This window comes from Actinotalea alkalitolerans, from assembly GCF_023369855.1.
GTDB lineage: Bacteria > Actinomycetota > Actinomycetes > Actinomycetales > Cellulomonadaceae > Actinotalea.
The window spans coordinates 124,058-137,425 of sequence record NZ_JAMBPP010000002.1; the positions used below are offsets into that span (position 1 = coordinate 124,058).

Annotated in this window: 11 protein-coding genes and 1 tRNA gene; 4 read left to right on the forward strand and 8 right to left on the reverse strand. The window is 72.8% G+C overall.

The features are described from left to right. Positions 1 to 208: 208 nt before the first annotated feature. Both M1R94_RS02370 and M1R94_RS02375 read right to left on the reverse strand, forming a co-directional pair. Positions 209 to 282 (reverse strand) — tRNA-Met (locus M1R94_RS02370). A 224-nt stretch (positions 283 to 506) separates the two neighbouring features. Next, positions 507 to 3,518, reverse strand: coding sequence for a UPF0182 family membrane protein (locus M1R94_RS02375; protein ID WP_249380068.1), 3,012 nt, complete (start codon positions 3,516 to 3,518; stop codon positions 507 to 509). A 182-nt stretch (positions 3,519 to 3,700) separates the two neighbouring features. Here M1R94_RS02375 and M1R94_RS02380 point away from each other — a divergent pair, with 182 nt between their 5' ends. Beyond that, positions 3,701 to 4,276 (forward strand): PPA1309 family protein, encoded by a 576-nt coding sequence (locus tag M1R94_RS02380; protein ID WP_249380069.1) that lies wholly within the window; start codon positions 3,701 to 3,703, stop codon positions 4,274 to 4,276. Positions 4,277 to 4,349: 73 nt separating this feature from the next. On the opposite strand, the gene M1R94_RS02385 is transcribed toward M1R94_RS02380, so the two are convergent. Next, on the reverse strand, positions 4,350 to 5,507 hold the full coding sequence (locus tag M1R94_RS02385) for a YlbL family protein (RefSeq protein WP_249380070.1): 1,158 nt from the start codon (positions 5,505 to 5,507) through the stop codon (positions 4,350 to 4,352). Between the two features lie 14 nt (positions 5,508 to 5,521). Then, positions 5,522 to 6,577, reverse strand: a complete 1,056-nt coding sequence (locus tag M1R94_RS02390; protein ID WP_249380071.1) for a Rossmann-fold NAD(P)-binding domain-containing protein — start codon at positions 6,575 to 6,577, stop codon at positions 5,522 to 5,524. 76 nt (positions 6,578 to 6,653) lie between these two features. Between M1R94_RS02390 and M1R94_RS02395 the strand changes: the two genes are divergently transcribed. Further along, positions 6,654 to 8,138, forward strand: coding sequence for a zinc-dependent metalloprotease (locus M1R94_RS02395; RefSeq protein ID WP_249380072.1), 1,485 nt, complete (start codon positions 6,654 to 6,656; stop codon positions 8,136 to 8,138). A gap of 28 nt (positions 8,139 to 8,166) precedes the next feature. Here the strand turns inward: M1R94_RS02395 and M1R94_RS02400 are convergent, their stop codons facing one another. Beyond that, on the reverse strand, positions 8,167 to 8,847 hold the full coding sequence (locus tag M1R94_RS02400) for a M48 metallopeptidase family protein (protein WP_249380073.1): 681 nt from the start codon (positions 8,845 to 8,847) through the stop codon (positions 8,167 to 8,169). Between the two features lie 235 nt (positions 8,848 to 9,082). Here M1R94_RS02400 and M1R94_RS02405 point away from each other — a divergent pair, with 235 nt between their 5' ends. Then, on the forward strand, positions 9,083 to 9,238 hold the full coding sequence (locus M1R94_RS02405; protein WP_149204333.1) for a DUF5679 domain-containing protein: 156 nt from the start codon (positions 9,083 to 9,085) through the stop codon (positions 9,236 to 9,238). A 108-nt stretch (positions 9,239 to 9,346) separates the two neighbouring features. Continuing rightward, a complete protein-coding gene (locus tag M1R94_RS02410; RefSeq protein WP_249380074.1) occupies positions 9,347 to 10,438 on the forward strand; it encodes a ThiF family adenylyltransferase in 1,092 nt (363 codons plus the stop codon). Positions 10,439 to 10,455: 17 nt separating this feature from the next. On the opposite strand, the gene M1R94_RS02415 is transcribed toward M1R94_RS02410, so the two are convergent. The 3 genes from M1R94_RS02415 to M1R94_RS02425 form a co-directional block, all read right to left on the reverse strand. After that, positions 10,456 to 10,824 (reverse strand): WhiB family transcriptional regulator, encoded by a 369-nt coding sequence (locus tag M1R94_RS02415; protein WP_308199863.1) that lies wholly within the window; start codon positions 10,822 to 10,824, stop codon positions 10,456 to 10,458. Between the two features lie 142 nt (positions 10,825 to 10,966). Continuing rightward, positions 10,967 to 11,158: a hypothetical protein gene (locus M1R94_RS02420; protein ID WP_249380075.1), complete on the reverse strand. Its 192-nt coding sequence runs from the start codon at positions 11,156 to 11,158 to the stop codon at positions 10,967 to 10,969. Between the two features lie 212 nt (positions 11,159 to 11,370). Then, the gene (locus M1R94_RS02425) at positions 11,371 to 13,359 is read right to left on the reverse strand and encodes an ATP-dependent helicase (protein ID WP_249380076.1); all 1,989 of its coding nucleotides are present in this window, start codon (positions 13,357 to 13,359) and stop codon (positions 11,371 to 11,373) included. Between the last annotated feature and the right edge of the window lie 9 nt (positions 13,360 to 13,368).

The following is a 13,368-nucleotide window of genomic DNA, read 5'->3' on the forward strand; positions in this document are numbered from 1 at the left end:
GCCGCCGAACCACACGGAACTCGCCCCTTCGCTCAGCACGGCGTCACTCAACACCTCGTTGATCGCCGGAAGGGCGGTGAGCAGGCTCGTGCGACGACTCGAGCAGCCCGACACCCCGGCCGAGGAGATCGTCGCGCCTCATCGCCACAACACCAGAGGCCCTCTCGATCCGAAGATCGAAAGGGCCTCTGAACTGCTACTTCACAAGTAGCGGGGGTAGGATTTGAACCTACGACCTCTGGGTTATGAGCCCAGCGAGCTACCGAGCTGCTCCACCCCGCGTCGGTTCCGTAACCATACGTGCCCGGGGACGACCAGAGCAAATCGTCGCCCTGGCCCCGCCAGCTCACCACTCAGGCGCCGGCTCAGGCACCGCCTCACGCCTCGGCCGCGCACACCTCGCGCAGACGCGACGGGGCGGTGCCTTCTCGGCACCGCCCCGTCCACGATCCTTCCCCGCTCACCCGACCCGGCAGCACGTCACCGTTCAGGTCAGCGGGTCGTCCTCACCCGGCGAGCTCGGCCTCGGCGGCGATGGCTGCCTCGAGCGCGGTCTGCAACCGTTCCTGAGCGTCGCCGTAGGCCGCGAAGTCACCTGCGGAGAGCGCGTCCTGCCCGTCGGCGATGGCCTCACGGGCGTCGTCGAGCGCGGCGGACAGGCGGGCCCGGGCGTCGCCGGGGACCGTCGGTGTCGTCGGCTCGTCGACCTCGGGCTCGTCGGTCGGCTCGGGGGCCGTCGTCGGGGCCGGGGGCGGGTCACCCTCACCTGGCAGCGGGTCCAGGGGCAGGTCGGGCACCACCTCGACGTCGTCACCGGGGCCGACCTCGCCGACCCCTGCGTCTCCGCCGAAGACCTGGTCGAGGGCCTCGTCCAGGGTGTTGGCGAAGCCGATCTCCTCACCGAAGGAGACCAGCACCCGCTGCAGCAGCGGGAACTGCGTGCCCGTGGAGGACTGCACGTACACCGGCTGCACGTAGAGCAGGCCGCCACCCACGGGCAGGGTCAGCAGGTTGCCGGGCACCACGGTGGAGTTGCCGAGCCCCAGCACGTTGAGGCTTTCGGAGACCTCCGGGTTGGACCGGAAGTTGTTGTTGACCTGGCCCGGCCCGGGCACGGTGGCGTTACGTGGCAGCTCGAGCAGACGGAGCTGCCCGTACCCTTCACGCCGCTCCCCCTCGCCGTTGCCCGGCTCAGCGTCCACCGCGAGGAAGCCGGTGAGCACGTTGCGGTCGGTGTTGCCACCCGGGATGAAGGTGGAGGTGAGCGAGAAGGTCGGCTCGTCCTGCGTGGGCATCCGCAGCGTCAGGTAGTACGGCGGCTGCGGGCCGCGCTCGTTGTTGACCGGGTCGTTCGGGTTGGCCCAGAAGTCCTGGCCCGAGTAGAAGTCCGACGCGTTGTCCACGTGGTACCTGGACAGCAGGTTCCGCTGGACCTTGAACAGGTCCTCGGGGTAGCGCAGGTGGCTCATCAGGTCGCCCGAGATCTCGCTCATCGGCGAGACGATGTTCGGGAACACGCTGGTCCATGCCTGCAGGATCGGGTCCTCGTCGTCCCACGCGTAGAGCGTCACCTCACCCGAGTACGCGTCCACCGTCGCCTTGACCGAGTTGCGCAGGTAGTTCACCTGCTGGGGGGCCAGCGCGGCGATGACGTCCGACTGGGTGGTCAGCGAGTCGGTGGTGATGTCCTCGAGGGGCCGCGAGGCCGAGTAGGGGTAGGCGTCGGAGGTGGTGTACCCGTCGACGATCCAGACCACCCGCTCGTCGACGACGGCCGGGTAGACCCGGGTGTCGAGGGTCAGGAACGGTGCGACCTTGGCCACCCGGTCCCGCGGGTCGCGGTCGTAGAGGATCTGCGAGTCCTCGGTCACCCGGTCGGAGAACATGATCTGCTCGGAGCCGAACTTGATCGCGTAGAGCAGCTTGTTCCAGGTGCTGCCGATGCTCGGCCCGGCCGCGACGTCCTGCGTGGGGAAGGTCGTGTTGACCTGACCACCGGCGTCGTCGTCCGGGAAGTCGAGCTCCCACGGCTCGGCGCCCTCGGGGGCGCCGACGATCGAGTACTCGGGTGTGCTCTGCCCGAAGTAGATGCGCGGCTCGTAGTCGCCCAGCGAACCGGTCGAGGGGATGCCGCCCTGGTAGAAGGCGGGGCGACCGTCGGCCGCGGTGGTGTTGCCGTACGCGGCGACGACGCCGAATCCGTGGGTGAAGACCGTGTGGTCGTTGATCCAGGAACGCTGGTCGGCGCCCAGACCGGCGAGGTTCAGCTCGCGGACGGCGATCACCGTGTCGCGGCTCTCACCCTCGATCTCGTACCGGTCGACCGCGAGGGTGTCGGCGAAGTTGTAGTACTGCTTGTTCTGCTGCAGCTGGCGGAACGAGGGGCTGATGATCGCGGGGTCGAGCAGCCGGATGCTGGCCGCCGTCTCGGCGTCGGCCCGCAGGCCACCCTCCTCGGGCTCGAGGGCCGCGTTGTAGGTGGTGATCTCGACGTCCTCGAGCCCGAAGGCGGCCTTGGTCGCGTCGATGTTGCGCTGGATGAACTCGGCCTCGAGGGTCTGTGCGTTCGGGTCGACCTGGAACCGCTGCACGACGGCGGGGTAGATCCCGCCGATCGCGATGGCCGAGACGACCATCACGGCCACACCGGCGGCCGGCAGGCGCCACGTGCCGCGCAGCGCGGCCACCAGGAACAGCCCGGCCACGATGATCGCGATGACCGTGAGGATGACCCGGGAGGGGAGCACGGCGTTGATGTCCGAGTAGGACGCACCCTCGAAACGCTCACCGGACTTGGTCAGCAGCGAGTACCGGTCGAGCCAGTAGTTGGCGGCGATCAGCAGCATGACGAGCGCGGCGACGACACCGAGCTGCACGCGCGCGGCGCGCGTCGTGCGCTCACCTCCACCGCCCAGACGCAGGCCGCCGTACAGGTACTGGGTCGCCGCACCGGCGATCCCCGCGATGACCACCACGGCCATGAGGAAGGACACCACGAACCGGACCGCCGGCAGCGTGAAGATGAAGAACGACAGGTCCATGCCGTACTGGGGGTCCAGCACGCCGAACTCGACCTGGTTGAGGTACAGCTGCACCGTGGTCCACTGCGCCGAGGCCGCCGCGCCGGCGAAGAAGCCCAGCAGCGCCGGTCCGGCGATCATGACCAGGCGACGCAGGGGCTCGATCATCTCGCGGTACTGGTCCAGCGACGCCTGCTCGGGGGTCGACGGCGCGTAGATCGGCCGGGTGCGGTACCCGACGTTCAGGCTGACGCCCACGGCCGTGGCCATCAGCAGGAAGCCGATGACGAACAGCAGGCCACGGGTCACCCACTCGGTCCGCAGGACCTCGAGGAACCCGAGCTGGCTGTACCAGAGCACCTCGGTCCACACCTGGGCGGTGATCAGCAGGAGCACGCCGAGCGCGGCGAGGACGATCAGCGTGGGGCCCAGGGCCCCACGACGTCGGGCCGGGCTCGGGGCGCCGGCAGCTGGGCGGGGAGAAGGTGCAAAGGTCACGTCGTGGGTACCTCGTGGATCGGCGTCGTCGGCGGGCGGCGGCTGTCACCGCGCACGTACCCTCGGAAGGGCAGTACGAGGTGTCTGCTGTGGAACGTCCCAGGTGGCTCCCAGGTTCCCACACGAGCCGCCGCCCCGTGCAGCGCACGGCATCCCGACCCGGTACCTGCAAGCATGGGGCGATGAGCGACGACCCGACCCAGCCCGGCATCCCGACCGACTCCACGCCCGCCCGACCTGGCCTCGCCGACGCGGTCCACGAGATCGAGCGTCATGTCTCCTCGGGCGGATGGGACGGCCCGGTCCGGGTGTTCGCCCTGGTCGGCACGGCCAACGCCCTGGCGACCGAGCCGGGTCTGGAGCAGCAGCTCCCCGCCGACGTCGTCGCCCGCGCACGCCGGGACCCGCACCACCTCACCTCGGTCGAGCAGGACGGCCTCCCGTCGGTGACCGACCTCGAGCAGCTGCTCGGCGGCCTGACGTGGCCGCCCAGCGTCGACGGCGCCGCGGTCGTCGTCGAGCGCGTGGTCCTGCCCCCGGCCGCCGAGGAGGGTATGCCGGGCGACCCCGAGGCTGCGCTGGACTACCTGATGAGCCACCCCGAGCGGCAGGACGTGCGGATCGCTGTCGGCGCGCTGCGCACGGGCGAGAGCTGGTGCGCGGTACGGACCCGGGCCAACGACTCCGACGACGCCGTCGGTGGGGGACCCGACCTCGTCCCCGGGCTCGTCGAAGCCGTCCGCGCGACCTTCAGCTGACCGCCACCTGAGCGCTCCCTCCACCCGCGCCCGACGCCCCGGGCAGCCCGATCCCGGGCCGGCCCGGCACAGCTCAGGCGAGCTGGTCGCAGGTGGGCAGGTCCGCGCCCTCGCCCGCGCCGATCGCCTCGACCGCGGCACGCGCCTGCGCGAGTGTGGCGACCGGGGTGACGCTCAGGCCGTCGGGGATGTGACCCACGACCTCGTCGCAGTTGCCCGACGGCGCCAGGAACCACGTCGCGCCGTCGCGCGTCGCCCCGTGCAGCTTCTGCCGGATGCCGCCGATGGCCCCGATGCGCCCGGACAGGTCGATCGTGCCGGTGCCGGCGATGGCCACGCCGTTGGCCTCGTCCTCCTCGGTGAGCAGGTCGATGATCCCGAGCGCGAACATCGACCCGGCGCTCGGGCCGCCGATGCTGTCGATGTCGATGGTGACGTCCACGGGGAGCTCGAACTGGGGGTCGATGAGCACACCGAGCAACGCCCGACCCTCGTCCTCGACCGTGGTCACCTCGAGCTCGTGGCGCGCTCCGTCCCGGTCGACGGCCACGGTGATCGTCGCCCCGGGATCCACCGCGTCCATCTGCTCGGAGAGCACCGAGAAGCTCGGGACGCCGACCCCCTCGATCTCCACGATGACGTCCTCGGCTCGCAGCACGCCGTCCGCGCCGGTGCCCTCGACGGTGTCGCCGACCCGCAGCACCGTGGGGACCTCGTAGCCGAGCTCCTCCAGGGCAGCGACCGTCGCGTACTCCTGCGAGGAGACCATCGCGGCGACGTTGCGCGCGTCGATCGCGTCGCGGGACTCGTCAGGGGAGAAGACCTCCTCGACAGGTCTGACCGCACGGGCCGGGTCGAGCCAGCCCCGCACCAGGCCGCTCAGGGTGACGGGGTACGCCGGCCCGCCCGCGACCGAGACGGTCGTCAGCCGCAGCTCGCCGGTCGACTCGTACGTGGGGACGCCCTCGATCGTGATCAGGGGTGACCCCTCGTGCTCACCGAGCGTGTCGCGCGTCGGCCCCGGGGAGGACACCGCGTAGGGCACCGGCAGGATCATCGCGACCGCGACGAGCAGGGCCGTGGACACCGTCGCGACGGACAGCGTCATCGCCCGGGGCGAGGGCGGGGCGGGCTCCGCGCGGTGGCTCGTGGGGGCGCCCGTCGCAGGCCACCCCGCCGGGTCGGTCTGCTCCTGGTCGGCGGCGAGGCCACCGCTCTCGTGCTGCGTCACGGGGACATCATCCGTCACCCGCGGCGTCGCGCCCGCGCCTGACGCCACGCCGCGGCCGTGCCGAGGACCGCCACCGCGGCTCCGGCCGCCCCGAGCGCGGCGTCACGGCCACCGAGCCGACGCCCCGCCACGGCCGTCTGCCCGCGGACCCCCTCGAGCAGCACGGCGAGGCAGTCGTCCGCGTCGTGGGCGGGTTCCCACCCCGCTGCGGTCAGCCGTGCCGGCTCGACCGTCCACGGGTACACCGCGAAGGCCAGCTCGCTCGCCGGGGTCGGGATCACCCCCACCCTCTGCAGCCGCTCGGCCGTCCCGAACGCCGTGACCGCCGCGAGCTCGATGCGCCGCATCCCCGCGGCGAGCTCGACCTGCGCCAGGGTCAGCACCGGTCCTGCGGCGACCGTCGCCGAACCGCTCCAGCGCTCCACGAGGGCGAGCTCGACGGCCGAGGCGACGTCGTCCGCGTGCACCAGCTGCCACCCCCGCTCGACCCCCCGCACGGCGAGCAGTCGTGGGGCAGCGAAATGGCGGGTGACGAGGGTGTCGACCCCCGGACCGACCACCGCTGCAGGTCGCAGGACCATGATCGTGGGGCTCTTCGGTCCGCGACGTCGGGCGGCCCGCGCCAGCACGGCCTCGGTCGCCACGAGATCCCCCACGAGTCCGTCGCCGGGTCCCGCGGGGGGTGGCTCGTCGTCGGTGATGACAGCCCGGCCGGGGCTCGCACCGTGCACCATCGCCGACGTGACCGCGACCACCTGGCGCACGCCTGCGGCCCGCGCCCCCTCGACCGTGCGCTGCGCCTGGGCGACCGCGGCGGTGCGGCGCTCGTCGGGCGTCACGCTCGTCTGCGCCGACAGGTCGGCCTCGTCCGCGACCAGGACCACCGCCGCGGCTCCCGCCAGGACCTCGTGCGCCCCGACGGCCGGGAGCTCGGGCACCGAGCGGACCGCGCCGAGGGCCGATGAGGCCGCGAGCCGGGTGACCACGGCCACCGCGAGCGGGCCGCGACCCACCACGACGACGGCGTCGCCCGCGTCGCTGCGCCCAGAGCGAACCGTCGTGGTCGTCATGTCGCCTCGCCCTCGTGTCGTGCGCCGATGTGGTTACCGTGGGACATCCACCGGCCCATCGTCCCAGGAGGAACCGATGAGCATCCCGCCCGATGACTCCAACGCCCCGGGGGGCCCGGACGTGCCCGCCCAGTGGGAGGAGCTGCTGCGCTCGATGCTCGGGCCCGACGCCGACGCCGTGCTGCGTGAGCTCCGCGAGCGCGGGGGCGGCGACCTGAGCGCCCTGGGCCTGGGTGGTGACGCCGGCACGCCGGACCTGCGCGCGATGGCCGCAGCTGCGGGCCTGCCCGACGACCCGGCGATCCTGAGCCAGGTGCTCGGCCAGGTGCAGCGCATGCTCGCGACCTCGGGGGACGGCCCGGTGAACTGGACCCTCGCCCACGACCTGGCCCGGCAGACCGCGGTGGCGCAGGGCGACCCCTCGGTCTCCGAGCCGCAGCGACGTGAGGTCAGCAACGCGTTCTCCGTGGCCGAGCTCTGGCTGGACTCGGCGACCGACCTTCCCCCCGCAGGCGGCCCGGTGCGGTCGTGGAGCCGCTCGGAGTGGGTCGAGCACACGCTGAGCACGTGGCGGTCGCTGACCGAGCCGGTGGCCTCGTCGGTCGCCGACGCCCTCGCCGCCGCGCTCGCCTCGCAGCTCCCGGAGGACCTCGAGCTGCCCGGGCTCGAGGGTGCCGGTCTTCTCGGCCAGGACCCGTCGGGCGGCGCCCTCGGTGGCGCCGGGCAGATGCTCCGCCAGCTCGGCGGCGCGGTGTTCGGCATGCAGGTCGGCCACGCCGCCGGGACGCTCTCCCACGAGGTCTTCGGGACCACCGACATCGGGATCCCGCTGGTCACCGAGCCAGGCATGGCCCTGCTCCCGCGCAACGTCACCGGCTTCGCCGAGGGCCTGGACGTGCCCGAGGACGAGGTCCGGCTCTTCCTGGCCCTGCGCGAGGCCGCCCACGCACGGCTGTTCACGCACGTCACGTGGTTGCGGGCGCACCTGATGGGCACGGTCGAGGCCTACGCCCGCGGCATCACCATCGACACCGACCGGATCGAGGAGGCGGTGCGGTCGATCGACCCGACCGACCCCCAGGCGCTGCAGCAGGCGCTGTCGGGCGGGGTGTTCTCGCTCGAGACCACTCCCGCGCAGGACGCCGCCCTGGCCCGCCTGGAGACCGCGCTGGCCCTGGTCGAGGGGTGGGTCGACGAGGTCACCGCGGCCGCCGCCACCCCGCACCTGCCGCACACCCAGGCGCTGCGCGAGATGCTGCGTCGGCGCCGCGCGGCCGGCGGGCCCGCCGAGGACACGTTCGCGACGCTGGTGGGGCTCGAGCTGCGCCCGCGCCGCTCACGTGACGCCGCACGACTGTGGTCCACGATCGCCGCCGACGGCGGCGTCACCGCCCGCGAGGCCGTCTGGGCGCACCCCGACCTCCTGCCCACGGCCGAGGACCTCGACGACCCGGCCGGCTACGCCGGTCGACGGGCGGCTACGCGGACCGAGCACGCCGACGTCGACCGCGCGCTGGCGGAGATCCTCGGCCCGGACACGACCGAGGAGCAGCAGACCTGACCGAGGCGAGAACCGCGCGGCGCAGGGTTCAGCTCCGCTCGTGCACCTCGACCTCTTCGGAGAGGTCGCCGACCGGCTCACGCGCGTCGTGGTCCTCCCCATCATCGTCGTCCCTGTCGTCGTCCCCGCCGTCGTGAACGTCCGGTCCGTGGGTCGCAGCGGGGCCGGCGTCGGAGGGGCCGTCGCCCGCCCTGTCCGCCAGGAAGGCGAACCCCTCGAGGAACCCCCGGGCACGCTCGGTCCGCGGGTAGGAGTCCAGGAGAGCCCAGAACTCGGGGCCGTGACCACCGTGGAGCAGGTGGGCGAGCTCGTGCAGGAGCACGTAGTCGAGCACCCAGCGCGGCATGCCGCGCACGCGCGTGGAGATGCGGATGGTCCCCTCTCCGGGCGTGCAGGACCCCCACCGTCGACCCTGCTGGCTCGACCACGCGACGCTGGTCGGTACCGCTCGGCCGTCGAGGTAGCGGGCCGACAGCTCGGCAGCCCGGGTCGCGAGCTGCTCGTCGGAGGGCCGGCGGCGCTTCTCCTGCGCGGCGAGCTTGGCGACCATCCGCCTGACCCACTCACGCTCCTGGGTCCGGGTGAACCGGGCAGGGATGGCCACGATCGTGCGGTCGCCCTCCCGGAACGCGGTCACGGTGCGGACCCGACGCCTGCTGCGACGGACCTCGACCTCCCCCAGCGACGTCTCAGCTGTGTCCTCGGTCACCCGAGCACCGTACTTGCAGCCACCCTCGCGGTGTGCGCGGTCACCCGGTCGGACCAGCCGCGATCCTGAGAGGGGCGCTCCACGGCGCGCCGCCGGGCCTCTCGGCGCGCGGGATCCGCTGTGCGGACTACGCTGTCCGGTGCACGAGAGCACGATCGACCCCCGGTCGTCGCTCACTGTCGCTGGCCGGGCCGATCATGCTCGGTGGCGCAAGACTTCTGAACGGAGATACCTCATGGCTGAGACTTACAAGGGTGAGTTCTACTGCGTGAAGTGCAAGGAGAAGCGTGAGGCGGAGGGCGACGTCGTCGTCGCCAACGGTCGCAAGATGGCCAAGGGCATCTGCCCGGTGTGCGGCACGAAGCTGAACCGCATCCTCGGCAAGGCCTGACCCAGTCTCGACGGAAGGCGGCCCCGTGCGGGCCGCCTTCCGCGTCTCCGGACTCTGTCCCTGTGGACAGCCTGCGGTGACCGCTCCCGCACGCCGATGCTTGGCACGATGAAGCACACCGGCAGCACCACCACGGCCCGCTCCGCTCCGGAGCCGGGCACCACCGACCCGGCCGACGTCCGGCTGCGGCTCCGTCCCGGGCTGACCGTGCTGTGGCGCAGCCCGACCCGGGTCCAGATCGGCACCGACCCTCGCTGGGCGGTCACCCTGACCGACCTGAGCCCCTCCGCCGCCCGCGCGCTGCGGTCGCTGCCCTCGGGCGCCGACCTCCGCGCCCTGCGAGCCGCCTTCCGACGGGAGGCCGTGCCACCGACCGAGAGCGATCTCCTGGTCACCCATCTGCGGACCGCCCGGCTCCTGGTCCCCCCTCCTTCCACGGCACCGGCACCGTCAGCGGGCCTCGAGCCCGATGTCACTGCCTGGTCGATGCTGAGCGAGGGTGGTGACGGCGCGGCCGTGCTGCGACGCCGCCGCTCCGCCGTCGTCCGGGTCGTGGGGCTCGGACGGACCGGGGTCGGCCTGGCCGGCCTCCTCGCCGCGGCGGGGATCGGGACGGTCGAGCTCGACGACGACCGGCCGGTAACCCCCTCGGACCTCGGCGTGGGCGGGTACACCACGCGCGACCTGCACCGACCCCGTCAGGTCGCCGCAGGTCGGGTCCTGCAGGAGGTCGCCCCCCTGGTCCGCACCCGGACGCCGCGCCACGGGCGGGTCGACCTCGTGGTGCTGGTCGAGGCGGGTGCGGCCGACCCGGTCCGGTCCCACCCCCTGGTGGCCGACAGGGTCGCGCACCTGTCGGTCGTCCTGCGCGAGGCCTCGACCCTGGTGGGACCGCTGGTGCACCCGGGACGCTCGGCCTGCCTGCGGTGTGTCGACCTGCACCGGGCCGACGGGGACACCGGCTGGCCGACCGTCGGCGCGCAGCTCGCGTCGGGGACCGGGCGCTCGTCCGAGGAGTCCGTGCTGGCCTCCGTCGCCGCAGCGACGGCCGGTGCGCAGGCGCTCGCGGTGGTGGACGGGCGAGAGGCCTCGGCCCTGGGCGGGTCCTTCGAGATCACCCTGCCCGAGGCCCTCCCTCGTCGACGACCGTGGTCGCCTCATCCTCGCTGCGGGTGCACAGGACTGTCCGACGAGTCGTGACGGCCTGCTCCCGCCGCTCACGCGGCGGGAGCAGACTCGTCCTTGCGCGGGCGCCCACGGCCCCGCTTGCGCGGGACGACCGTCCCGCCGACGAAGACCTCTCCTCCCCACACGCCCCACGGCTCCTCACGGGAGATCGCCCCCGCGAGGCACCCGGCACGGACCGGGCACTCCTGGCAGAGCGACTTGGCGAGCTCGACGTCGGCCGTGGACTCGGCGAACCAGAGCTCGGCATCGTGCTCACGGCAGGGGATGAGCGTGGCGATCAGCTGGTCGAAGGTCTCGACCTCGGCCGGCGAGGCAGAGGTGATGGATGCGGGATGGGACGAGGGCCAGGGGCCGGATCCGCCCTGGTTCAAGGTGTCGAGCAGCGTCGTGAGCCGCACGAGGTCCTCCTGGATGTCCTTGATGATCAGCTGTGGTGGGTGCCGGGACCGGCTGCCTTCGCTGATCGCCCGAACAGGGCGGAGAACGACGAAGGCCGCGGGTCCCGAGAGGACTCCGCGGCCTGGATGAGGCTCCTGGTCGTCAGACCCGGAGCGCCTCCGTGACGGAGTCGAGCTCGATGGATGTGGTGCGGTGCTTCCCTCCACGGAAGTCACTGCCGCCGATCGCGCGCAGACCACTCCCCTGGGGCGAGAGCGGGGTGGCGGGCGCGAGGAGACGCGGGACGAAGCCTGCTGCTGTCGCAGCGGCCATCACCACGGTCTTTGTGATCATCAGTGCACCCACCCCCTCTCGACTCAGGCCCAGACCTCTCGGCCGGACCTCCTACAAGGACGAGAAGAACCCTAGGACTGCCAGGACGCACCGCACAACCGATTATTCGAACTTCTTCCCGATCAGTTCCTGCGGGCTCCCCCGACGGGGGGTGGCGCAGGGGTGACGGTGGCCCTGCCGTGCTCCTCCGTGGTGCTCCTCCGCGGTGCTCGTCAGCGGTGCGCGGCGACGATGGCGAGCACCGTGGCGCCGTACCGGTCGATCTTCGCCGGGCCGATGCCCTGGACCCGTGAGAGCTCGCTCACGCTCGCCGGCTTGAGCTCGGCGATCGCCTCGAGGGTGGCGTCCACGAGCACCGTCCAGGCGGGCTTGTCGGTCTCCGCGGCGACCCGGGAACGCCACTCCCGCAGGGCCTCGAACAGCGCGGGGTCGTGCTCACCGGTGAGCACGGAGCCCCGGACCGCACCGGGACGTCGTCGGCCGCTGCCCTCCTCGGGCCAGATGCCGTCCAGGAACCGGGTGCGCTTGCGCCCGGCACGGCCTCCCGGGTTCCGGGCGCGCGCGAAGCTGAGCTCGAGGTGCTCGCGGGCCCTGGTCACCCCGACGTACAGCAGGCGCCGTTCCTCGGCCACGGCGGCGTCGGTCTCGGCGAGCGAGATGGGCATCAGCCCCTCCGACAGGCCCGCGAGGAAGACCGCGTCCCACTCGAGCCCCTTGGCTGCGTGCAGCGAGGCCAGCGTCACCCCGTCGACCGTCGGCGCGTGCTGGGCCGCGGCCCGCTCGTCGAGCTCGGTCACCAGGTCCACCAGGGTGGTCCCTCCGCGGGCCGCCGCGAGGTCGTCGGCGAGCGCGACCAACGCCTGGAGCGCCTCCCAGCGTTCCCGGACCGCTCCGCGGGCAGACGGCGGGTCGGGGCTCCAGCCCGAGGAGGACAGGACGCTGCGCACGGCCTCGACCATCGGCTCCTCGGCCCGGGCACGAGCCGCACCGCGCAGCAGCAGGATCGCGTCGCGCACCTCACGGCGCGCGAAGAACCGATCGCCTCCACGGACCAGGTACCCGATCCCCGCCTCGGCCAGCGACTGCTCGAAGGCCGCCGACTGGGCGTTGGTCCGGTACAGCACGGCGATCTCCCGCGCCGGGGTCCCCGCGGCGACCAGACGACGGATCCGACCGGCGATACCGGCGGCCTCGGCCTCGTCGTCGCCGTACGCGGTGAAACCCACCGGGGGGCCGGCGGGGCGCTGCGCGATCAGCTCGATGCCGCCCTCGCGGCGCCGCTGTGCCGGGGTGCGGCTGAGCATCCGGTTGGCCAGGTCGACGACCTGGGGGGTCGACCGGTAGTCCCGGACCAGCCGGACGACGGTGGCGCCGGGGTGCGTGGTGGAGAAGGTGAGCAGGTGGTGCGGTGTCGCGCCGGTGAACGAGTAGATGGTCTGGTTCGGGTCGCCCACCACGCACAGCTCGGTGCGTCCGCCGAGCCACTGGTCGAGCAGCCACTGCTGGAGCGGTGAGACGTCCTGGTACTCGTCGACCACGAAGTGCCGGTACTGCGAGCGCACCGTCTCGGCGATGTCGCGCCTCTCCTGCAGGATCCGTCCGAGGTAGAGCAGCACGTCCTCGAAGTCGATGACGTTGCGGCCCTCCTTGGCCTGCTCGTACTGCTCCATGAGCCGGGCCACGGTGGTGCGGTCGTACCCGGCGGGCGGCGGGCGGTCGATCGCCGCGGCGGCCACCGCGTAGTCACCGGGGGCCACCAGCGAGACCTTGGCCCACTCGATCTCGGAGGACAGGTCCCGCACGCTCAGCCGGTCGACCCCGAGACCGAGCCGGGCTGCGGCCTCGGCGACCACGGGTGCCTTGTGCTCGAGGATGCGGGACGGCGCACCCCCGATGACCTTGGGCCAGAAGTAGCTGAGCTGACGCAGCGCCGCCGCGTGGAAGGTCCTGGCCTGCACCCCGACGACGTCCAGCTCGCGCAGACGGGTGCGCATCTCCCCCGCGGCGCGAGCGGTGAAGGTGACCGCGAGCACCGCGGTGGGGGTGTACGCCCCCGTCCGCACGCCGTAGGCGATCCGGTGCGTGATGGCCCGTGTCTTGCCCGTGCCCGCGCCCGCCAGGACGCACACGGGACCGGTGAGGGCGCGGGCGACCTCCCGCTGGTCGGGGTCGAGCGCGTCGAGGAGCTGGTCGGCTGACATCACTGCGCA